Origin of the sequence: Agrobacterium sp. NPDC089420 (assembly GCF_044900305.1) — a bacterium.
Classification (GTDB): Bacteria; Pseudomonadota; Alphaproteobacteria; order Rhizobiales; family Rhizobiaceae; genus Agrobacterium.
This window is the reverse complement of the sequence record NZ_JBJDMY010000012.1, coordinates 101,213-122,774: the sequence shown is the minus strand read 5'-3', so window position 1 is coordinate 122,774 and position 21,562 is coordinate 101,213. Positions and strand designations below refer to the sequence as shown.

15 protein-coding genes, 1 tRNA gene and 2 pseudogenes are annotated in these 21,562 nt (G+C 60.4%); 13 read left to right on the top strand and 5 right to left on the bottom strand.

Annotation, left to right across the window (positions count from 1 at the left end; translation table 11 throughout):
* A complete protein-coding gene (locus ACI2KA_RS18585) occupies window positions 1-3,327 on the bottom strand; it encodes a DUF2126 domain-containing protein (RefSeq protein ID WP_404503928.1) in 3,327 nt (1,108 codons plus the stop codon).
* 293 nt (window positions 3,328-3,620) lie between these two features.
* On the opposite strand from ACI2KA_RS18585, the gene ACI2KA_RS18580 reads away from it, so the two are divergent.
* Complete coding sequence (locus ACI2KA_RS18580; protein ID WP_404503927.1) at window positions 3,621-5,429, top strand: ABC transporter ATP-binding protein/permease; 1,809 nt, start codon at window positions 3,621-3,623, stop codon at window positions 5,427-5,429.
* A 40-nt stretch (window positions 5,430-5,469) separates the two neighbouring features.
* Here ACI2KA_RS18580 and ACI2KA_RS18575 read toward each other — a convergent pair whose 3' ends face one another.
* Window positions 5,470-5,664: a hypothetical protein gene (locus ACI2KA_RS18575; protein ID WP_404503926.1), complete on the bottom strand. Its 195-nt coding sequence runs from the start codon at window positions 5,662-5,664 to the stop codon at window positions 5,470-5,472.
* A gap of 173 nt (window positions 5,665-5,837) precedes the next feature.
* On the opposite strand from ACI2KA_RS18575, the gene ACI2KA_RS18570 reads away from it, so the two are divergent.
* The 4 genes from ACI2KA_RS18570 to ACI2KA_RS18555 all read left to right on the top strand — a co-directional run bounded on the left by ACI2KA_RS18570 (window position 5,838) and on the right by ACI2KA_RS18555 (window position 10,564).
* On the top strand, window positions 5,838-6,227 hold the full coding sequence (locus ACI2KA_RS18570; RefSeq protein ID WP_404503925.1) for an acyl-CoA thioesterase: 390 nt from the start codon (window positions 5,838-5,840) through the stop codon (window positions 6,225-6,227).
* A gap of 176 nt (window positions 6,228-6,403) precedes the next feature.
* A complete protein-coding gene (locus tag ACI2KA_RS18565) occupies window positions 6,404-8,647 on the top strand; it encodes a polysaccharide deacetylase family protein (protein ID WP_404503924.1) in 2,244 nt (747 codons plus the stop codon).
* Window positions 8,648-8,811: 164 nt separating this feature from the next.
* A complete protein-coding gene (locus tag ACI2KA_RS18560) occupies window positions 8,812-9,852 on the top strand; it encodes a four-carbon acid sugar kinase family protein (RefSeq protein ID WP_404503923.1) in 1,041 nt (346 codons plus the stop codon).
* A gap of 4 nt (window positions 9,853-9,856) precedes the next feature.
* The gene (locus ACI2KA_RS18555; RefSeq protein WP_404503992.1) at window positions 9,857-10,564 is read left to right on the top strand and encodes a FadR/GntR family transcriptional regulator; all 708 of its coding nucleotides are present in this window, start codon (window positions 9,857-9,859) and stop codon (window positions 10,562-10,564) included.
* Window positions 10,565-10,609: 45 nt separating this feature from the next.
* Here ACI2KA_RS18555 and ACI2KA_RS18550 read toward each other — a convergent pair whose 3' ends face one another.
* The 3 genes from ACI2KA_RS18550 to ACI2KA_RS18540 are packed head-to-tail and all read right to left on the bottom strand — an operon-like array spanning window position 10,610 to window position 13,883.
* Window positions 10,610-11,728: an iron-containing alcohol dehydrogenase gene (locus ACI2KA_RS18550; protein WP_404503922.1), complete on the bottom strand. Its 1,119-nt coding sequence runs from the start codon at window positions 11,726-11,728 to the stop codon at window positions 10,610-10,612.
* 5 nt (window positions 11,729-11,733) lie between these two features.
* Window positions 11,734-12,690 (bottom strand): 4-hydroxythreonine-4-phosphate dehydrogenase PdxA, encoded by a 957-nt coding sequence (gene pdxA, locus ACI2KA_RS18545; RefSeq protein ID WP_404503921.1) that lies wholly within the window; start codon window positions 12,688-12,690, stop codon window positions 11,734-11,736.
* On the bottom strand, window positions 12,687-13,883 hold the full coding sequence (locus ACI2KA_RS18540) for an exo-alpha-sialidase (RefSeq protein ID WP_404503920.1): 1,197 nt from the start codon (window positions 13,881-13,883) through the stop codon (window positions 12,687-12,689). Before ACI2KA_RS18540 ends, pdxA begins: the two co-directional genes overlap by 4 nt.
* A 322-nt stretch (window positions 13,884-14,205) precedes the next feature.
* Here ACI2KA_RS18540 and ACI2KA_RS18535 point away from each other — a divergent pair, with 322 nt between their 5' ends.
* The 8 genes and pseudogenes from ACI2KA_RS18535 to ACI2KA_RS18500 form a co-directional block, all read left to right on the top strand.
* Window positions 14,206-15,714 carry an ABC transporter substrate-binding protein gene (locus ACI2KA_RS18535; protein ID WP_404503919.1) on the top strand — a complete coding sequence of 503 codons (1,509 nt, stop codon included), beginning with the start codon at window positions 14,206-14,208 and terminating at the stop codon, window positions 15,712-15,714.
* A gap of 76 nt (window positions 15,715-15,790) precedes the next feature.
* Window positions 15,791-16,705 (top strand): ABC transporter permease, encoded by a 915-nt coding sequence (locus ACI2KA_RS18530; RefSeq protein WP_404503918.1) that lies wholly within the window; start codon window positions 15,791-15,793, stop codon window positions 16,703-16,705.
* 12 nt (window positions 16,706-16,717) lie between these two features.
* The gene (locus ACI2KA_RS18525; protein WP_404503917.1) at window positions 16,718-17,641 is read left to right on the top strand and encodes an ABC transporter permease; all 924 of its coding nucleotides are present in this window, start codon (window positions 16,718-16,720) and stop codon (window positions 17,639-17,641) included.
* Entirely contained in the window at window positions 17,634-19,277 is a 1,644-nt protein-coding gene (locus tag ACI2KA_RS18520; RefSeq protein ID WP_404503916.1) for an ABC transporter ATP-binding protein, read from the top strand. The genes ACI2KA_RS18525 and ACI2KA_RS18520 overlap by 8 nt, the downstream gene beginning before the upstream one ends.
* A complete protein-coding gene (locus ACI2KA_RS18515; RefSeq protein WP_404503915.1) occupies window positions 19,274-20,155 on the top strand; it encodes a dihydrodipicolinate synthase family protein in 882 nt (293 codons plus the stop codon). Before ACI2KA_RS18520 ends, ACI2KA_RS18515 begins: the two co-directional genes overlap by 4 nt.
* Window positions 20,156-20,351: 196 nt before the next feature.
* Window positions 20,352-20,441 (top strand) — tRNA-Ser (locus ACI2KA_RS18510).
* 360 nt (window positions 20,442-20,801) lie between these two features.
* Window positions 20,802-21,033: pseudogene (locus ACI2KA_RS18505) on the top strand (DDE-type integrase/transposase/recombinase); the annotation flags it as partial.
* Window positions 21,033-21,301: pseudogene (locus ACI2KA_RS18500) on the top strand (hypothetical protein); the annotation flags it as partial. The pseudogenes ACI2KA_RS18505 and ACI2KA_RS18500, both read left to right, overlap by 1 nt.
* Window positions 21,302-21,562: the final 261 nt, after the last annotated feature.

Here is a 21,562-nt window from a genome sequence, read left to right as displayed (position 1 = left end):
TTACACTCCGTAAGGCCGACGCAGATCGAGCGTCAGCGGAAATTCTGGCGACAGGGTTTCCGCCCGAAGCGGATATTGCCCTGCCGTATGCCCCCATGGTTCGAAACGGGCAAGGCGGCGTGCCTCGGCCTCATTGCCGTTGACGGGAAACGTCTCGTAATTGCGCCCGCCCGGATGAGCAACATGGTAGATGCATCCGCCGATCGATCGCCTCGACCATGTATCATAAATGTCAAAGGTCAAGGGTGAATTGACGGGCAGAACGGGATGCAGGCCGGAGGCGGGCTGCCAGGCCTTGAAGCGCACCCCAGCAACCGCGACGCTGCGGTTTTCCGTGGGCGTCAGCGGAACGGCGCGGCCATTGCAGGCCACCGCATAGCGGGTAGGATTGGAGGTTTCCAGCCGCACCTGCAGGCGCTCGACGGAAGAATCGACATAACGAACGGTGCCGCCGATGGCGCCCTGTTCGCCCATCACGTGCCAGGGCTCCAGCGCCTGACGCAACTCCAGCTTCGCGCCTTCATATTCCACCTCGCCGAAGAAGGGGAAACGGAATTCCTGCTGGGCGGTGAACCATTCGGGCTTCAGGTCGAAGCCATTTTCCCTGAGATCGGCCAGCACATCGAGGAAATCCGCCCAGATATAATGCGGCAGCATGAAACGGTCGGCGAGCGCCGTGCCCCAGCGCACGAATTTGCCGCCGGCCGGATTTTTCCAGAAACGGGCGATGAGGGCACGCACCAGCAATTGCTGGGCGAGCGACATGCGGGCGTTGGGGGGCATTTCGAAACCGCGGAATTCCACGAGACCGAGGCGGCCGGTCGGCCCGTCCGGGGAAAACAGCTTGTCGATACAGATTTCGGCGCGGTGGGTGTTGCCCGTCACATCGGTCAGCAGGTTGCGGAACAATCGGTCGACCAGCCACGGCAGCGGAGGAGCACCCTCGCCGGGGGCGGGAACCTGTGCCAAGGCAATTTCCAGTTCGTAAAGGCTGTCGTGGCGCGCTTCGTCGATACGCGGCGCCTGGCTTGTCGGGCCGATGAACAGGCCGGAGAACAGGTAGGACAGCGAGGGATGCCGTTGCCAGTGCAGAACGAGGCTTTTGAGCAGATCGGGCCGCCGCAGGAAGGGGCTGTCATTGGGGTTGGCGCCACCCACCACCACATGATTGCCGCCGCCGGTGCCGGTATGACGGCCGTCGATCATGAATTTGTCGGCACCGAGACGGGACTGGCGCGCTTCCTCATAAACCGCCGCGGTAATGTCGACGCAATCCTTCCAGCTCGAGGCGGGGTGGATGTTGACTTCGATGACGCCGGGATCGGGCGCGACGCGGATGACGTTGATGCGCTCGTCATGCGGGGGGGCATATCCTTCGATATGAACCGGCAGTCCAAGATCGGCGGCAGCCGCCTCCGCCGCTGCAATCAGCTCGAGATAATCCTCAATGCGTTCGACCGGCGGCATGAAGACGCAGAGCCGGCCGTCGCGCGGCTCGACGGAGAGCGCGGTGCGCACTGCGCCGCCGATTTCTCCAAGCGTCTGTTCGATGCGCTCCTGCCCGGAACCCTCGCTGGCATGGAACGAGGCTTCCGGCATGGTGCGGCCCGGCGGTGTCGAGACCTCGGGAAGCGGACCGCGGGGAATGGAAGGATCCGCCTCGTGAATATAGGGATAGGCGGAAGGTGACACATAGGGCAGGGTGCCGAGCGGCAAGCGATAACCGACCGGGCTGTCCCCCGGGACGAGGAATATTTTGCCGCGCCGTGTCTTCCATTTCTCGCTGATCCAGCGCCTGCCGGCCGCGCGGGCGTTCCAGGCCTGCACCGGCAGGATGTAACCGGTCGGGCTTGTCAGGCCGCGCTCGAACACGCGGGCAATGCGGTTGCGCTCTTCCGGGTCCTTGAGTTTCGAATTGGACGGGTCGACATTGTCGGGCAGGCTGCCTTCCTTGATGATCCATTCGGCCGGGTCCTCGTAGGCCGGCAGCACCAGTTCCGGTTCTATGCCGAGCTGGGCGGCGATACCGCCGAGCAGCTTCTGCGCGTCTTCGGCCACGACATTGGTGTTTGCGCCTTCCTCGGCGATCAGCGCCGGGTTCTGCCAGATCGGCAGGCCGTCCTTTCGCCAATAAAGCGAGAAGGTCCAGCGCGGCAGGCTTTCGCCCGGATACCACTTGCCCTGCCCGTAATGCAGAAAACCGCCGGGGGCGAAACGTTCGCGCAGGCGGCGGATCAGCGTATCCGCCTTTTCGCGTTTCGTCGGTCCGACAGCGCCGGTATTCCACTCGTCGGATTCAAAATCATCGATGGAAACGAAGGTCGGCTCGCCGCCCATCGTCAGCCGGACGTCATGGGCCTTCAGGACCCCGTCGACCGCTTCGCCAAGCGCATTGAGGTCTTCCCAGCTGTCATCGGAAAAGGGTTTGGTGATGCGCGGGGTTTCCGCGACACGCCGGACCTGCATGTCGAAGGCGAATTCCGTATTGGCTTGGCCGTAATAACCGCCGGAAATCGGCGCGGCATTGCGGTAATGCGGTGTCGCGGCAAGCGGAATGTGGCTTTCGCCGGTCAGCAGTCCGGAAGTGGGGTCAAGACCGACCCAGCCGGCCCCCGGCATATAGACTTCCGCCCAGGCGTGCAGATCGGTGAAATCCACCTCGGTGCCGGAAGGGCCGTCCAGCGCCTTGAGATCGGGTGTCAACTGGATGAGGTAACCGGAGACGAACCGGGCGGCAAGGCCGAGGTGCCGCAGAACCTGCACGAGCAACCAGCTCGTGTCGCGGCACGACCCCTTGCCGGAGGCCAGCGTTTCTTCCGGAGCCTGGACGCCGGGTTCCATGCGGATGACGTAACCGATTTCCTGTTGCAGGCGCGCGTTGAGGCCGACGACCATGTCGACCGTCGGTTGGCCAGGCGTCCGGTCGACGGTGGCCATGAAGGCGGCGAGCAGAGGTCCGGTGGGTTCCGGCTGCATGTAGATGGACAGATCGTCGCGCAGATCCCGCGGATAGTCGAAAGGCCACTTGGTCGCCTCTTCCTCGACGAAGAAATCGAACGGATTGTAAACCGTCATATCCGCGACAAGATCGACCTCGATCTTCAACTCGGTCACCGGTTCGGGGAAAACGAAGCGGGCGAGGTAGTTTCCATAGGGATCCTGCTGCAGGTTCACGAAGTGATTGGATGGTGAAACCTTGAGCGAGTGGCTGATGACGCGGGTTCTGGAATGCGAGGCGGGCTTCAGTCTGATGATCTGTGGTCCAAGGCGAACCGGATTGTCATATTTATAATGCGTCAGATGATAGATGCTCGCTTTGATCGCCATTAATCTGCCTTGCCCGGTTTTTCCGGCTTATGCGGATATCCGCCCCTCTGAAATTATTCGGATTTTGTGCAATGCAGGAAAAGAAAGCAAGGATCATTTCCGGGGGCAACCGCATTGTTGGTGAAGGCCGCGCCTTTTGCCCGCACCAAGAATTGCAAGGGGCTTTTCAACTGCCGCCGCTCAGATCTCGCCGGGATTGTAGACAAGGTCAAACGGCGTGTTATTGCTTGGCATCGAAAGGCGCGGGATCGCGACCCGCTCTCCTTGCCGACTGACGTTTCGGAATGGAATGAATGGCAACAACGGTGACCGACGATCAGCGCAAGAGCGCGGCTAACCTTTCGGGTTTCGACCTCGATTTTCCCGAGCAGCTGCGGATGATGGGGCGTGCCTTCTGGACGTCGCCGGTGCGCAACCGGCTGATATTCCTGTCGATAGCACTGCTCACGGTGATATTGCTCACCGCTTACGGGCAGATCAGGCTCAATGAATGGAATGCGCCGTTTTACAACGCGCTGGAACGTCGCGATCTTGCCGCCTTCATTCACCAGCTTGAGGTCTTCGCCATCATCGCGGGGCTCTTGCTTCTCCTTAACGTCATCCAGACCTGGCTCAATCAGATGACGGCGCTGAACATGCGGGAAGGCCTGGCCAAGGATATGGTGGATCAATGGCTGAAGCCGGGACGCGCCGCCCGCCTTGCCAGCTTCGGCAGCATTGCGATCAATCCGGACCAGCGCCTGCATGACGACGTTCGCAACCTTGCCGAAAGCAGCACGGCGCTTTCCATCGGCCTGGTCAATGCGACGATATTGCTTGTCAGTTTCATCGGCGTTCTCTGGTCGCTGTCTGCCGGTTTTACCATCACCATCAACGGCAGCACCTTTGCGATCCCGGGATATATGGTGTGGGCTGCCATCTTTTATGCCGGTTCGGCCTCTCTCCTCAGCAACCTCGTCGGTTATCGGCTGGTAGGACTGAATGCCGAGCGTTATTCCAAAGAGGCGGAACTGCGGTTTTCATTGATGCGCGCCAGTGAAAATCTCGCTGCCATTGCGCTTGCGCGCGGCGAGAAGAACGAAAGGCGGCGGATCGGCATCGATATCGATGCGGTGCTGGGGGTGATCCGCGGGCTCGCCATGGCGCTGACCCATTTGACATGGGTTTCGGCAGGTTATGGCTGGCTGGCGGTGGTGGCCCCGATCCTTATCGCCGCCCCGGTCTATTTTTCCGGCAATCTCACCTTCGGCGGTTTGATGATGGCCGTCGGCGCCTTCAACCAGGTCAATACCGCCCTGCGCTGGTATATCGACAATTTCGGCCCTATCGCCAGCTGGAAGGCGACGTTGCAGCGTGTTTCGGTGTTCCGCAACGCCCTTATCCAGATGGACAGTGTCGAACAGCACGGTTTGACGATCGACCTGCGCCGTAGCCCGGAGAATGAAAAAATCCGCCTGCAATCGGTCACGATCTGCCGTGATGCGGGCGGGCAGGATATGGAGCGCGGGTTCCGGATGCGCGAAATCGAGGTCGAAATCGGGCCTGGCGAACGGCTGATGATCAATGGCGAGCAGGGAGTGAACCGGCGGCTGCTGTTTGCGGCGATGGCGGGCCTGTGGCCGTGGGGGCAGGGCAGGATCGAGATGCCCGAACAATCGGACACGCTGTTCATTGCCCAGCACGGTTATCTGCCGGCGGGTTCGCTGCGTGAGATTTTGGCCTATCCGCGTGCGCCCCAGCGTTTTGCCGATGCGGATTATCTCTCGGCGCTCACCCAATGCGGGCTCGGCGAGATGGCCTCGCGTCTCGATGAGAACATCCGATGGGACAAAAAGCTGGATTCGGACGAGCAGGCCAGTATCCGGGTCGCCAATGCCCTGCTGCTGAAGCCGAAATTCGTTGTTATCGACGATTTGCTCGAAGGGCTGGAAAAACAGACGCAGGATACTTTGGCGGAGGTTTTGAAGGGCATCGATGGTGCGGCTATCATCTATATCGGCCGCTCGGAAACTTTCCTGTCGGTTCTCGGTCCGGCTGTGGCGCATCTCGACCACGCCGCGCAAAGGGACGATATCGGCAGGCAGGATGCCGCCCCGCAATAGGTCATGGGGCTTCAGGGGAGGCTGACCGTATCGAAGCGGATCAGAGCCGCAAGTGCCACTTGTCCGAATCGAGCCGCTGCTGTTTGGCAAGGCTTATGGTGGCGTCCGGCTCCATCTGTGAGCGGAGTGCCAGGGTGCCGGTCGCCAGGCTTATGGCGACGACGCTGGCGACCGCCAGAACGATGCGGTCGTAGCGCTGTTGTATCGCGTTGTTTCCACTCCAGTCATAGGCCATTTGCACGCCCTCGCGTTTTTTGGAATCGTGCCCCAACATGGTTAACCGAAGCTTACGATGGCGTTGTGATTCCTTGCTGTTTTGGAAGGGCTGCCGCGACAAATCGGCTATTGGCGGAGAGAGCGCGGTTGTTTAAGCCCGGCGGCGGGAGGTTTGTGAAAGGATTTTGAGACATGGACCAGCAATCACCTTCCGACATGGAACTCACGCTCAGAACGCTTGCAATGCCGGCCGATGCGAACCCTGCCGGGGATATTTTCGGCGGTTGGGTCATGTCGCAGATGGACCTTGCCGCATTCGTTCGCGCCAATGACGTGGCCGGCGGCCGCACCGTCACCGTGGCGGTGCATGAGATCGTCTTCAAGAAGCCGGTCAAGATCGGCGATACATTGTGTGTCTATACGCGGATCGAAAAGATCGGCCGCACCTCCGTCACGCTCAAGATCGAGGCCTGGACGCGCAGGCACTATCAGGATTCGCGCGAAAAGGTCACGGAGGCCGTTTTCATCATGGTTGCCGTGGATGAGAATGGCGAGCCGCGCGCCGTCCGCAAGGAGGCATGAGCCGGCGATCCCGGCTTGTCGTCCAACGCAAATTCCGAAGCGCTTGTTGAAACTTCACGCAACACAGGCGCTTCGGCTGGCCCATAATCGCTATACGCCCGCCCGATACTTTAGAAATATCCAATTTATTTATCAATTTTTGCGATCAAGATATGGAATAGGACGGGGATAAGACTTTGACCATTCCAGGTGTTGTTATTGTCGGCGGCGCTCACGGCACGCTTGCCCTTGCCCGCAGCCTTGGCGCTCTGAATGTGCCTGTCTATTATCTCACCCATGATTCCCCTCTGCCCGGCTGGTCGCGTTTCGTGCGCGAGACGATCCGCTGGGCCGGGCCGCATGATGCCGGCGCGATGCCGTTCCTGCGGCAAATGGCCGAAAAACAGGGCCTGAACGGCTGCCTGCTGCTGCCGTCCGGTGATGGCGAGGTTCAGTTCGTCTCGCAGCATCGGGAAGAGCTTTCCGCCTTCTACAAAATCATTCTGCCGGATTGGTCGGCCCTGCAATGGTTGTGCGAAAAACCACTGCTTTACAGACGCGCGACGGAGCTCGGTGTTGCCATTCCGAGAACCTATGCGCTGGCGTCGGCTGCCGACATCGACGCGCTGGATGTGATGTTTCCCGTCGTTCTGAAGCCAAATATGGGTGGCGGCGATACGGCGATCGCCCGGGCGAAGGTCGTCCGTGCCGATGACCGCCAGGCGCTTAAAGCCGCTTTTGCCGATGCGAGCGCAGAGATCGGCGCGGGTAATGTCGTGGTGCAGGAATGCATTCCAGGCGGCGGAGAAAGTCAGTTTTCCTATGCGGCCCTGTGGCTGAAGGGCGAGCCGGTTGCCGAATTCACCGCGAGGCGCGCCCGGCAATATCCCGTCGATTTCGGCTATACCAGCACGCGCGTCGAAGTTGTCGACAATCGGGAAGCGATCGATGCGGCCCGGACAATATTGAAATCGGCCGGCCACAGCGGTCTGGTCGAGGTGGAGTTCAAGCTCGACGGCAGGGATGGGACACTGAAACTCCTCGATGTCAATCCGCGCCCATGGTCGTGGTTCGGCCTTTGCGCGGCCGCCGAAATCGATCTCGGCGGGTTGCTGTGGCAGATTGCCAATGACATGCCGGCCGGGCAGGCTTTCAGTGCACGGCAGGGCGCTTCCTGGTCCTACCTTGTCCGCGATACCGTCGCCGCCTTTACATTGGCCCGCAGGGGGCAGGCGAACATCGGCGATTATCTTGCCTCCCTCGGCAAAATCCGCGCCTGGGCCGCTTTCGCGCCGAACGATCCCCTGCCGGGCCTGATCGATCTGCCGCTGACGGTCCTGCGGGTTCTGAAAAAGCGGGTATTGCCCGGTCTGACCTCACGGCATTCGGCAAAAGGGTTTTTCCAGCCGTTAAAACGTCTCATAAAATATGGTGCCATAAGGGCAGGGCTGGAGGTGAGTTCTATCGCCGCACTCCGTTCGGCATTTCCCTCCCTTGCCGGTCGTGGTGTCATCTTCACGCTTCACCATGTGCGTCCGGGGCGGCCGGCCTCGGTTTTTTCACCCAATGTGCAATTGTCCGTCACGCCGCAATTTCTGGAGGAGGCCATACAGGCAGCGCTCGAATCCGGCCTCGTTCCCGTTCACCTGCACGATCTCCCCGCGCTGCTAGCCGATGATCGCGACAAACGGTCCTTTTGTGCCTTCACACTTGATGACGGCTATCGCAACAATGCCGACTACGCCGCGCCCATCTTCCGCAAATATGGCGTTCCCTATACGATTTTCATCACGCCGGGTTTTGTGGAGCGGACGCGCAGCCTGTGGTGGGAAACCGCTGCCGCGCTAACGCAGAAAGCCACGTCGTTCGAATTCGATTTCGGGATAGGGCTTGAGCAGGTGGCGTCTGCGACACTTTCGCAAAAAGCGGAGGCTTTCGCCCGCCTGGAAAACTTCGTCCAGAATTTTTCGGAAGACGCGGCGGTGGAAATGATCGATAAGGTCGGGCGACAACACGGTGTCGACCCCATCGCTATCGTGGATGATCTCGTCATGGACGCCGCCGAACTGCGCGCGTTGTCGGCGGACCCGCTGGTGCATTTCGGCGCGCATACCATGACACACGTGAATATGCGCAAGATCGATGCGGCCCGTCTGGTTTACGAGATCGAGGAATCGACACGCCGGGTGGAGGCCTATGTCGGTTCTCGGCCGCAATCTTTTTCATATCCCTATGGCTGGACGAAGGCGGTGGCGGAGCGTGAAGCAGAGGCGGTGCTTCAGGCGGGGTTTTCGGTGGCGGTCACCACACAGGCCGGTGTTCTCAACCCTCACAGCCTCCAAAAGCTGGCGCAATTGCCGCGTGTTTCGTTGAACGGGCGCTTTCAGAAAAGGCGTTTTGTCAAAGCGCTCATCTCGGGCCTGCCTTTCCGCTTCGTCTAGGTGCCATATCTGTTTCTCTTCTTTTGTCCGCCCGACGGGTCGTATCCGGTTGCGATGCACCTTTGTATCGCGCATGTAATTTTTGTTATTCACATCTATTTATCTATTGATTATAAATAAGTTTATCGAGGTAAAACATTACAACTTTTTGAAGGCCGTGCCCCGTGCTGTTGATTTTTGCCGATGACTTGACCGGTGCGCTCGATGCGGCCGCCCCCTTTGCCGGGCGCGGGCTGGTCACCGAGGTTGCAATCGGACCTGGTGGCGTGCGGGCGGCGCTGGCGGATGCGCCTGCCGTTCTCAGTGTCAATCTCGGTTGCCGCGATGGTGAGGCAGAAGAGGCCCGCCGTCATACCCGGGAGCTTTTGGCGCTGGTTCCAGCCGGCACGGTCTTGTTCAAGAAGATCGATTCCCGCCTGAAAGGGCAGATCGCAGCAGAAATGGATGCAATTTCCTACCGGCACGCGCTTGTCGCCCCCGCGATTCCGGATTTTGGGCGTATCGTCATGGCGGGAGAAGTCTCCGGTTTCGGGGTCGAAACCGCCATTCCGATTGATGCGACGCTGGGTGGTCACGCCAGCCGCTGCACGATCCCTGATACGCGTGTGCAGGGTGATATCAGGGAGGCTCTGGTTGCGGCACAGGCGGAAGGGGTTGATCTTCTGGTCGGGGCACGCGGGCTTGCGGAAGCCCTGGCCGAAACGATGACGGCGCAGATTGTTGCCGAGGCGGCGGCCATTCCTCCCGGCAAGGGGCTTTTCGTCATCGGCTCCCGGGATCCGATCACGCTGGAGCAGATTGACGTCCTCAAGATCGGCGGGCTTGTTTCGATCATCGAGGCACCTAACGGTATCATGCCCCGTCACGCCGAGGATGGTTGCGGCCTGACGCTGGTTCAGGCGACGCAGGGGATGCGGGACCTGTCCCCGCTTGCGGTTTCCGACCGCCTGGCGGAAAGCGTCGTGCCGTCCTTGACGGCCGGTTGCGGCCGGCTGCTTTTGTCGGGCGGAGCGACGGCCGAGGCCGTGCTGCGGGCAATGGGCATTTCGCGCCTGCGTCTTGCCGGTGAATGCCTGCCGGGTCTGGGCGTCGGCTGGTCCGGCAACCAATGTATCATTGCGAAATCCGGCGGTTTTGGGCAAGCTGACACGTTGAAACGCATTGCAAAAATGATGCTTGGCGAAAATGGTGCTGGAGAGAGCTGACCAGATGGGGCTGATGAAGGAAACGGCGCGCAAGGCACTACCGGACATTATTTTCGAGAGAATGCACCGGGCGATCAAATCCGGCGCCTACAAGCCGGACGAAAGACTGCCGACCGAACACGAACTTGCCATGGAGTTCGAAGTGTCGAGGCCGGTCGTGCGCGAAGCGCTGCGGCGGCTGCGCGAACAGGGGTTCATTTATTCCCGCAGGGGGTCCGGCAGCTATGTGCGCGCCTTCGGCCTGCGTGAACCCCTCGGTTTCGGCCAGCTGGAAAATGTCGCCGACCTTCTGAACTGTTACGAATTCCGGCTGACGCTGGAACCGGCCGCCGCTGCGGCTGCGGCATTGCGGCATGACGGCGAGAGGCTTGCGGCGATCAAGAAGGCGCTGGAATTGATGCGGGATGCCACCAATCGCCAGTCGCACCGCGAGGATGCCGACTACCAGTTCCATCTCGCCATCGCGCGCGCGGCGCGAAACAGTTATTTCTCCACCGCGATGGAGGCTCTGAAAGATCATATCGCGATGGGCATGAAATTCCACGGCATGTCGGTGAAACGCGAGGCTTCCGGCCTCGCCCGTGTATTCGCCGAACATGAGGCCATTGCAAAAGCGATTGCCGATGGCGATGCGGAGGCAGCCCGTCAGCTGATGCTCCAGCATCTGACGGGATCGCGCGACCGCCTTTTCGAGTCGTCGCATACGGATTAAGGCGTGGCCAAGCGCCGGTGCGTGTGTCCGCGCAACCGATTTTGCTCAGAAGGCGTGTCGGTAAATGCCGAGCACGTCTTCGACGCTCATGTCGACGGGGTTGTTATCCATCAGCCGACGGATGGCATGTGCGTCTTCGGCATAGCGGGGAAGATCGGCTTCAGTCGCGCCATGCCGTGCAAGCGACATTTCAATGCCGAGCCCGGCGCAGAAATCCGCCGCGGCCTTGCGCAGATCATCGGGCGAAAGATGCTCACGAAGCCCGAGCGCTCCTGCCACTTCCGCTGTCTTTGCCGAAACCGCGGGCTGGTTGAAGGCGAGAACATGCGGAAACACGATGGCGTTCGCCAGCCCGTGCGGCAGGTTGAGAAGCGTGCCGAGCGGATAGGCGATGGCATGGCCGGCGGCCGTGTTGACCGGGCCGAGGCAGATGCCGCCATAATAGGAAGCAAGCATCATGCCTTCGCGGGCTTCCGTATCCGCGCCATCGCGAACGGCACGCGCCAGATATTTGCCGACCAGTGCAAAGCCCATGCGGGCGAAACCGTCGATCATCGGATGGGCCTTGCGGTTGGTGAAGGCTTCCACGCAATGGGCCATTGCATCCACCCCGGTGGCCGCCGTTACTGCGGCCGGTACGGAATAGGTGAGTTCGGGATCGAGCACGGCGAAATCCGCGATCAGGCAAGGGCTTTCGACCGCGATCTTGTTGCCCTTGACGGGGTCGGTAATGAGCGAGCGGATACCGGCTTCCGAACCGGTGCCGGCAGTGGTGGCGATCTGCACAAGCCGGGTGTTGCGCGCTGCGACCCTGTTCGGTCCGGCCACATCGGCAAGCGTCTGATCTGAATTCCACAATGCGGCGACCAGCTTCGCCACATCCATCACCGAACCGCCGCCAAGACCGATGACGAGGTCCGGTCCGGCGGCGCGTGCCGCCGTCAATGCTGCATTGAGCGTTGCGGTATCCGGCTCGCCGGGAATGGCGTCGAAAACCGTGAATGGACCCTGTAATTGCAGACGGTCGACGAATTTCGCCGTCAGCGGCGTGGCGATCACCAGGGCCGATGCGCTTTTACCGGCAAAGGCGCCGACCTGCGCGACGGTGCCCGCGCCAACGGCGAGCCTGCGCGGCTGATGGATGAGAATGGGAGCTGTGGACATGGTGCTTATCCCTTTCGGTCCTTGCCCGCGACGAGCTTGCGCGCATAGGCGATGGCCGCATTCATGTTGCCGTGATTGGCGATGCCCTTGCCGGCAATGTCGAAAGCCGTGCCGTGATCGACGGAAGTGCGGTCTATCGGCAGGTCGACCGAAACATTGACGGCGGTATCGAAGGCGACGAGCTTGATCGGGATATGGCCCTGATCATGATATTGCGCGACGACGAGATCGAAAGCGCCCGAATAGGCCCTGTGGAACACGGTATCGGCTGAAATCGGACCATGGACCTCGATGCCTTCGGCCCTGGCAGCCGCAACGGCCGGCGCGATCTGATCGTCATCCTCGGTGCCGAAAAGACCGTTTTCACCACAATGCGGATTGATGCCCGCGACTGCGATCCGTGGCCGTTCGTAACCGATGCGCTTCAGATGGGCGTTGCCGGCACGGATGGTCGCCAGCACGCGCTCCGTCGTTGCCCGACGGATAGCGTCCTGCAGGGAAACATGGGTCGAAACGTGAATGACCTTCAGCCGCTCCGAGGCGAGCAGCATATAGGCGGCGGAAGAGCCGGTCAGGCTGCGCAGCATGCCGGTGTGGCCGTCATAATGATGGCCCGCAAGGTTGAGGGCCTCCTTGTTGATCGGCGCGGTGACGATGCAGCCGATCTGCCCCGCCTCGGCATCGCGCACAGACCTTTCGATGAAACGAAAGGCGGCGTCGCCTGCGACCGGCGACAGCGTGCCCCAAGGCAGCGGCGCGCCTTCCACGGGCAGATCAACCACGTGGGGAGCAAGGTCCATGTCGATGCCGAGCGCCTCCCGCGCCGCCTCAAGCGTCGGGAGATTGCCGTAAATCCGCGTTGCGGCCCGATCGGAGGCGGACATTTCAGCAAGCGCCCTCACGGTGATTTCCGGGCCTACCCCGCAGGGGTCTCCCATGGTGATACCAATGATATTACTCATCTTTTTCCCTCGTCCTTGACCTCTGCCCAGCCGGGCGCCAGCCGGACATATTTGATGGCACGGCGATGATAGGTATAGCTTGCATGTAGCGTGCCGTCCGGCGCTTCGAGAAGCCACGGATAGGACATTTCCAGATTGCGGCCATCGGTGGAATCGTTCGACAGGCAGGTTCCAGGCCCATCCTCGATCAGGATCCGCGTTGGAAAGCTGCGCCCGTCGTCGTCGGAGAGGCAGATGGAGACCGGTGCGCGCGGCACGCCCCAGACGGGTATGCATCCACCGCTCGGATCGGCATCCGGCCTGCCGTCATCCTCGCCAAGCTCGTCATATAGCGAGGCGCGCCGGTCGCTTGATTGTGCGGCGCTGACGGGGTTGCAAATCATTGCGAGACGGCCGTCAGCGAGCCTGATGACGGCGATCGAGGAGTTGTTGTTCGGCACGTCTGTCGGCTGCGGCTCCGACCACGAGCGGCCGCCATCGATGCTCTGCGTGCGATAGACGAAATCGGCCTGACGACGGCGGAAGAAGGCGGCGTAATCTCCATTCATCCCCATGACCGGGCTCATATGCACGCAACCGGTCGATTCCGGCAATTCCTGCAACTGCCACGTCACGCCATTGTCTTTCGATATGCCGAGCGCTGCCGTGTCGTGGCTGCCGTTCCATTTCTGGCCGGGGCGCTGGATGCAGCGAAAGATCGGCAGGAGCCAGGCGCCGTCATCGCGGATGCAAAGCGGCGCGCGGATGAAGCAGCCCTTCGGAAGATCAAGGAAGCGCCCTTCCTCGGATGAGAGTTTTTCCGCTTCCGCCGCGTCGCGGTGAATGCGGGCCATGCGGATGCGGCATTCATCCTGATTGCCTGAAGGCTGGGAGGTATGAAACAGCCATAGTGCGCCATCCGGCGCGGTGAAGAGCACCGGGTTCTGTTCGGAATGGGCAGGGTCGTTGCTGAGGCGCTGCGGGGCTCCCCAGTAGTCGGCGCCCGGCGTCAGTACGGATGCGAAGATCGAAATATCCGACTTGCCTTCCAACGTGCCGCCGAACCAGGCGCAGAGCAGCGTGCCGTCATCGAGACGATGCAGGAAGCTCGCATGGTTCTGGATCATCGGCGACGGAAGGAAGGCTTCCTGCCGCTTTTCCGATGCGGGGTGCATGGCTCCGGTCATGGCGTGAGCGATGTCATCAGGGGTCATCGTGGTCTCCTCTTGTTCTGATGAAAATGACATATTCAAAAAGTTGTCAAGTTTATTTGATATAAAAAGAGCGTCGTATTTTTTAGATTTATGAATTTAAATCTTTGTTTTAAAATGATAAAAATTATCAATTTGCCACGAATAAAAAATGCCAATGAAAAATAAATTGACAAAAAATGAGATAACGCCGATGCTTTGTTTACGGGTGGAGGAGACGATCATCCGCACGCCATGCTCCTCAAGGCAGGAGACGGGGCTTTTCAGGATACCCCTTGCGGTACGCCGCCATGTTGCTGAATTTCTGATCTGGGAGGAGAACGGAATGAAGAAGTCATTGATTGCGGGCGCCCTTGTTTTGGGTTCCCTCAGCGCCGCGTTTTCGCCGGCGCTTGCGGCGTCGGGGCCGATCAAGATCGTGTTGGCGGAAGAGGCGGACCTGCTTGAACCCTGCATGGCCACCCGCTCCAATATCGGCCGCATCATCATGGAAAATGTCAGCGAGACGCTGACCGAGCTTGACGTGCGCGGCAAGAACGGCGTTCAGCCGCGCCTTGCCGAAAAATGGGAGCAGAATGCCGACGGCAGCTGGCGTTTTCATCTGCGCCAGGGCGTGAAATTCTCCGACGGTACGGGTTTCGACGCCAGGGACGTGAAGCACAGCTTCGAACGCATCATGAGCGACAAGAATGCCTGCGAGTCCCGCCGTTATTTCGGCGGCATGACGGTGACGCCTTCAGTCGTCGACGATTATACGATCGATTTCAAGACGGAGCCGGCCCAGCCCATCTTGCCGCTCCTGATGTCGCTCGTTACCATCGTTCCGGAAGAAACCAGGATGGAATTCATCCGCGAGCCGGTCGGTACCGGGCCTTACAAGCTGACCAACTGGACCCCCGGCCAGCAGATCGTGCTGACCGCGCGCGACGACTATTGGGGCAAGAAGCCGCAGGTCACGGAAGCGACCTATCTTTTCCGCGCCGATCCTTCGGTTCGCGCCGCCATGGTGCAGACGGGCGAGGCCGATCTTTCGCCCTCGATTTCCCAGCTCGACGCCACCAATCCGAAGACCGATTTTTCCTATCTCGACAGTGAGACGGTCTATATGCGTCTCGATCACAATATAGCGCCGTTGAACGACGTCAGGGTGCGCCGCGCGCTCAACCTTGCCATCGACAGGCAGGCTTTCCTCGGCACGCTGGTTCCGGAAGGCGCGGTGCTGGCCACGGCGCTGGTGCCGCCGACGACACTCGGCTGGAACCCGGATGTGAAGGTCTTCCCTTATGATCCCGAAGGCGCGAAGAAGCTCCTGGAGGAAGCCAAGGCTGCCGGCGTGAAAGTGGATACGCCGATCACCATCATTGCGCGCACCGCGAATTTCCCCAATGTCACCGAGATCATGGAGGCGATCCAGCAGCAATTGCAGGATGTCGGCTTCAAGATCGACCTGAAATTCGTGGAAGTGGCCGAACACGAAAGCTATTATTCCAAACCCTTCAAGGAAGGTCGCGGTCCGCAGATCGTTGCCGCCATGCATGACAATTCCAAGGGCGATCCGTCCTTCACCATGTTCTTCAAATACGCCACCAAGGGCACCCAGTCCGGTTTCTCGGATCCCAAGGTGGATGACCTGATCGAACGCGCCTCCGCGGCGGTGGGTGACGAGCGCGCCAAGCTCTGGTCGGAGCTCATCGCCTACCTGCATGATGATGTGGTGGCGGATGTGCTGCTGTTCCACATGGTTGGCTTCTCCCGCGTCTCCGAGCGGCTGGATTTCAAGCCCACCATCGCCACGAATTCGATGCTGCAGCTTTCGGAAATCGGCATCAAATAAGCGGATGTCTTAATCTGCCAGAGAGCGGCGGCGGGGCGAAAGCGTCGCCGCCCGCGTTGAAAAAACGGAGGCAACCATGCTGAGCTTCATCCGAAAACGTTCCGTTGCGAGCCTGATCTCCCTGATCGGCCTCATCGTGATGGTTTTCTTCCTGTCCCGCCTGACGGGGGACCCGGCCGCATTGTTCCTGCCGGTGGAAGCCTCGGAGGAGCTGAAACAGCAGTTTCGCGCGCTGCATGGCCTGAACGATCCCCTGATGGTGCAGTTCCTGCGTTATGCGGGTGACGTGATGACGGGGGATCTGGGGGAATCGCTCAGAAAAGCCCGCCCGGCGCTGGATGTGGTGCTGGAGGCTTTTGTCTGGACACTCTGGCTTGCGGTCATCACCATGTCGCTGGTCACGACGGCGGCCATTGTCGTCGGTTCGCTTGCGGCTTTCCGCTCCGGCGGTTTTTTCGATCGCATGGCCTCGACCATTTCGCTGATCGGCGCGTCTGTTCCGGATTTCTGGCTGGCCATCGTGGCGATCGTCGTCTTTTCCGTCAATCTCGCCTGGCTGCCCACGTCAGGCACGGGCTCGGTGCTGCACTGGATCTTGCCGATCTCGGTGCTGTTCGTGCGCCCCTTCGGCATCATCGTGCAGGTGGTGCGCGGTTCGATGATCGGCGCCTTGTCGTCGGCCTATGTCAAGACGGCGCGTGCCAAGGGGGTGAAGTCGGGACCGATCATCTTCGTCCATGCCCTGCGCAATGCCATGCTGCCGGTCATCACCGTCATCGGCGACCAGGCGGCGAGCCTTCTCAACGGAGCTGTCATCGTCGAAACCATCTTCGGGTTTCCCGGTGTCGGCAAGCTGATGATCGATTCCATTCTTCAGCGCGACTTCAACGTCGTGCTGGCCGCCATTCTCGTCACCGCGCTGGCCATCTTCCTGATGAACCTTCTGATCGACATTGCCTATGCGCTGCTCGATCCGCGTATCCGGCACTGAGGGAGGTGATCCGTGAGCCTTTTGAACGCCGATACCCAGATCATCGATGAACCGTCCTTCGCAACGCGCATGCTGCGCATGTTGTCGGCGGATAAATTCGCGCTCTGTGCCGCGATCTTCCTCGTCGTCATTGTCGTGCTCGCCTTTGTCGGCCCGGCCTGGCTCGGCGATCTGGCCACCAAGCAGAACCTGCGCGGGCGCAACCTTGCCCCGTTCGACTTTCAGCGCCAATGGTATTTCTGGCTGGGGGCGGATGCGCTCGGACGTTCGCTTCTGGCACGTATCGTCGCCGCCACGCAGAACACGATGATGATCGCCGCCGGCGCCGTTCTCCTCTCCGCCGTCACCGGCACCGTACTCGGCCTGATCGCTGGTTTTTCGTCCAACCGCGTCGGCCAGATCATCATGCGGCTTGCGGATGTGATCATGTCCTTTCCGTCGCTGCTGATCGCGGTCATCGTGCTTTATCTGCTCGGTTCCTCCATCCTAAACCTGATGCTGGTGCTCGCTATCACGCGCATCCCGGTTTATATCCGCACCACGAGGGCGGAGGTGCTGGAGGTGCGCGAACGCATGTTCGTGCAGGCGGCAAGGGTGATGGGCGCATCGGGCAAGCGCATCCTGTTCCGCCATATCCTGCCCGTCGTGCTGCCGACATTGACGACGCTCGCCACGCTTGATTTCGCCTATGTGATGCTGGCGGAAAGCGCGCTGTCCTTCCTCGGCATCGGCATTCAGCCGCCGGAAATCACCTGGGGCCTGATGATTTCGCAGGGGCGGCAATATCTCACCAATGCCTGGTGGCTGTCCTTCTGGCCGGGGCTTGCCATCATTCTCACCACCCTGTCGCTGAACCTGCTGTCCAACTGGCTGCGCATCGCGCTCGACCCCGTGCAACGCTGGCGGCTGGAAATGAAGGGCCGCAAGCATGGCTGACCATCTTCTCGACGTGCGCAATCTTTCCGTGGAGTTCCATACCGCAAGTGGTGTCGTGCATGCGGTGAAGGATGTTTCCTATCATATCGACCGCGGTGAAACGCTGGCGATCCTCGGCGAAAGCGGTTCGGGAAAGTCGGTATCCTCCTCGGCCATCATGAACCTCATCGACATGCCGCCCGGCCGCATCAGCGGCGGCCGCATCCTGCTGGACGGCAAGGATCTCCTCACCATGCCTGCCGAGGCGCGCCGCGAGATCAACGGGCGGCGGATCGCCATGATCTTCCAGGATCCGCTTAGCCATCTCAATCCCGTTTATACCGTCGGCTGGCAAATCCGCGAGGCCATGACGACCCATGGCATGGGCAAGATTGAGGCCGAAGCGGAAGCAAGGCGGCTTATCGCCCGTGTCGGCATTCCCGATCCCGACCGGGCGCTTTCGAAATATCCGCATGAATTTTCCGGCGGCCAGCGCCAGCGTGTGATGATCGCCATGGCGCTGGCGCTGCGGCCCGATCTTCTGATCGCCGATGAACCCACAACCGCGCTGGACGTGACGGTGCAGGCCGAGGTGCTTTCGCTGCTCAAGGAATTGCAGCGGGAAACCGGCATGGCCGTGCTCATCATCACCCATGATCTCGGCGTTGTCGCCGAAATTGCCGACCGGGTGGTGGTGATGGAAAAGGGCGTCCTGGTGGAGGCCGGCACGGTCAGCGCGGTTTACCGCAACCCCCAGCATCCCTATACGCGCAAGCTCATCAGCGCCGCCCCCGGCAAGGGCGACATGCACGAGCCGCAAGCGACGGGCGAACCGCTGCTCAGCGTGCGCGACGTGCGCAAGCGTTACGGCGCGTTCGAAGCGTTGAAGGGCGTCTCCTTCGATCTGATGGCCGGCGAGACGATTGCTGTCGTCGGCGAGAGCGGCTCCGGCAAATCGACGCTCGCGCGCATTCTGCTGCGGCTCGACGAGCCGGATACGGGCAGCGCCGTCTGGAAAGGGCAGGATCTGTTCAGGCTGCCGCCAGCGGAATTGTTTGCTCTGAGGCGCGATCTGCAGATGGTGTTTCAGGACCCCACCCAGTCGCTCAATCCGCGCATGACGGTGTTCCAGCTGATTTCCGAGGCCTGGGTGATTCATCCCGACATAGTGCCGAAAGCGAAATGGCGCGAACGGGTTGGTGAGCTGCTGCAGCAGGTTGGCCTCTCGCCGGAACATATGCGCCGTTATCCGCATCAGTTTTCCGGCGGCCAGCGGCAGCGCATCGCCATTGCCCGCGCATTGGCGCTGGAGCCGAAGCTCATCATCTGCGACGAGGCGGTCTCGGCGCTCGATGTTTCGGTTCAGGCGCAGGTCATCGCGCTTCTCGACAGGCTGCGCCGCGACATGGGCCTGTCCTTCATCTTCATCGCCCATGACCTGCCGGTGGTGCGCGACTTTGCCGATCATGTCATGGTCATGCGGCGGGGAGAGGTGGTGGAATTCGGCACGGTCCGCCAGGTCTTCGAAACGCCGCGCGAGGCCTATACCCGCGCGCTTCTTTCGGCGAGCCTCGATCCGGACCCCGATATGCAATCCCGGCATCACGCCGCCGCCGCCGGCCATGGCATCGGAAATTCAAGTGGAGTTCTTTCATGAGCAAACAAGCTTTCGTCGCGCTCGTCACCTGTTTCAACGAGGACGAAACCATCAATTACGCGGCGACGCGTGCGCAGGTTCGCCGCCAGGTGGCGGCCGGCAACAATATCATGTGCGCCGGCACCAATGGCGATTTCACCGCGCTGACGCATGCGGAAAAAATCCGGCTGACGGAAGAGGTGGTGGACGAGGTGGCCGGCCGCGCCAGGGTGATCGTCAATGCCGGCATGCCCGCCACGTTTGAAACCCTGCAACTTGCCAAGGCCTTCGACCGTATCGGCGTCGACGGCATCGCCGTCATCACCCCCTTCTTCATCGCCTGTACGCAGGATGGGCTGATCCGGCATTTCTCGACGGTGGCCGATGCCGTCGAAACGCCGATCTATCTCTATGACATTCCCGCCCGCACCCAGAACCACATAGAACCGCAAACCGCACAGAAACTGGCAGTCCACGGCAATATTGCCGGCATCAAGGATTCCGGCGGCGCGCAGCAGACGCTTGAAGCCTATCTTCAGGTTGCAAGGGACGTGCCCGGTTTCGAGGTCTATTCAGGTCCCGATCACCTCGTTCTCTGGTCGTTGCAGAATGGTGCGGCCGGTTGCATTTCCGGCCTCGGCAATGCAATGCCGAATGTGCTCGCCGGCATTCTCAATGCTTTCAACGCCGGCGATATCGCCGAGGCCGAACGCCAGCAGGCGATCTATACGGCCTTCCGCACCGACCTCTATGCCCTCGGTTTTGCGCCCGCCATGGTCAAGCGCTCGCTTTACCTTCAAGATCCCTCCGTCGGCGCCAGCCGTCAGCCGGCCCTTCTGCCGGATCGCGAACAGGATAAAAAAATTCTGGAAATTCTCAGCCGCCATCAAGAGCCGTGACGCCCTGCCGAATGTGGCGGGCATGGAAAATACCGGGGCGCGCCACGTCGAAAATCACCGGCGAAACAGCGAAATGCGCAAGCGCTTCCCGGACCTCATCCGTGACGAATAATTTGTGACACAAACACGAAATTCCCCTTGTCAGCCCGGCCATTGATGTTTAAGAGGAGCGCGCAACGCAAGCGTTCGCGCATGCGGAGAGGTGGCAGAGTGGTCGAATGCACCGCACTCGAAATGCGGCATACCTGCAAGGGTATCGTGGGTTCGAATCCCACCCTCTCCGCCATATATCAGCGCCATCAATTAGTTATGGTCGTTTTTCGCCCGTTGCCATAACCGAAGCGTTTCATAGACCCCATCTGATCAGAGCATTTTCCGCCCGGGGTTGGTATGCTTTGGTTCTAAGAACCGTCTGCCTAGTCAATCCGGTTGCCAGCATTTGCACGACCCGCTGGAGCGTATTCCGGTCAAAGCTCGGTTTCTTTCCCCGGTACAATTTTCGATGACCCCTTCTGGCTTCAATACCGGCTCGCTGAGCTGCTTTGCCCGCCAACCGATGATATGGTGTGCAAAGGCATCGATGACGAAGGGCACATGGATGAAGCCCTACCAAGTCGCCATGTAAGTAAAATCGGAGAAGCAACTAAGCCGGACTGCTCATGCGGGTTCCGTGCTCGATGTCTTCGACCAGGCACTTGCATGATCGGCGGCCCGTCCATCGTGGCGGGTTGGTTCATCATTCCGACCGCGGCTCGCAATATGTGTCCATGCGCTATTTTGAACGGCTGGCGGAGGCGGGCATCGAGCCGTCTGCCGGAAGCGTCGGCGACAGTTATGACAACGCGTTCGCCGAAACGATTAACGGTCTTTACAGGGCCGCCGCCACATTGACGGGCAGGGGCCAGCGAAGCGCGAGAAGAACATTCGCCAAGCCGCGCTGCTTTTTGAGGCACTGCCGCAGACAGGGCCATCCGCCGACTTGGCTCTCGTCTACAACGAAGCATGGGAGCGCGAGCTTGCTTGGCAAGAAGCTATCCGAGCCACGGCGGGGATGCTGCCGGCGCCAGATGCAGACCGGTTCAAAACAGTCCTAATCGACGGCGCGAAGAAAACCGCGAAGATATTGGACTTCCGTTTGGCGAGTAGACCGCCCTTGCATTGAACGCGAGGCTATAGATCAAGGACAGCAGTGTGGACAGCGTTGCCGCTGCCTTGCCTGCGCCGCGGCAACGCTTTTGAGGGCTGTCATCTCCGAACTCCAAGAAATGGATTTCGTTAACGAGTTTACGTAAAAGCGCCAATGAAACAGGCAAAAATCTGACTGAAAATTGCAAAAGCATACTGGTAGTCAACTAAATAACTTAACTTCAGGTTGTTTCCTCGCAAACTGAGTTGAGAAATCCAATC

Coding starts and splice junctions, on each gene's coding strand:
- ACI2KA_RS18585 (WP_404503928.1), bottom strand. CDS start 3,327: ATGGCGATCAAAGCGAGCATCTATCATCTGACGCATTATAAATATGAC.
- ACI2KA_RS18580 (WP_404503927.1), top strand. CDS start 3,621: ATGGCAACAACGGTGACCGACGATCAGCGCAAGAGCGCGGCTAACCTT.
- ACI2KA_RS18575 (WP_404503926.1), bottom strand. CDS start 5,664: ATGGCCTATGACTGGAGTGGAAACAACGCGATACAACAGCGCTACGAC.
- ACI2KA_RS18570 (WP_404503925.1), top strand. CDS start 5,838: ATGGACCAGCAATCACCTTCCGACATGGAACTCACGCTCAGAACGCTT.
- ACI2KA_RS18555 (WP_404503992.1), top strand. CDS start 9,857: ATGGGGCTGATGAAGGAAACGGCGCGCAAGGCACTACCGGACATTATT.
- ACI2KA_RS18550 (WP_404503922.1), bottom strand. CDS start 11,728: ATGTCCACAGCTCCCATTCTCATCCATCAGCCGCGCAGGCTCGCCGTT.
- pdxA (WP_404503921.1), bottom strand. CDS start 12,690: ATGAGTAATATCATTGGTATCACCATGGGAGACCCCTGCGGGGTAGGC.
- ACI2KA_RS18540 (WP_404503920.1), bottom strand. CDS start 13,883: ATGACCCCTGATGACATCGCTCACGCCATGACCGGAGCCATGCACCCC.
- ACI2KA_RS18535 (WP_404503919.1), top strand. CDS start 14,206: ATGAAGAAGTCATTGATTGCGGGCGCCCTTGTTTTGGGTTCCCTCAGC.
- ACI2KA_RS18530 (WP_404503918.1), top strand. CDS start 15,791: ATGCTGAGCTTCATCCGAAAACGTTCCGTTGCGAGCCTGATCTCCCTG.
- ACI2KA_RS18520 (WP_404503916.1), top strand. CDS start 17,634: ATGGCTGACCATCTTCTCGACGTGCGCAATCTTTCCGTGGAGTTCCAT.
- ACI2KA_RS18515 (WP_404503915.1), top strand. CDS start 19,274: ATGAGCAAACAAGCTTTCGTCGCGCTCGTCACCTGTTTCAACGAGGAC.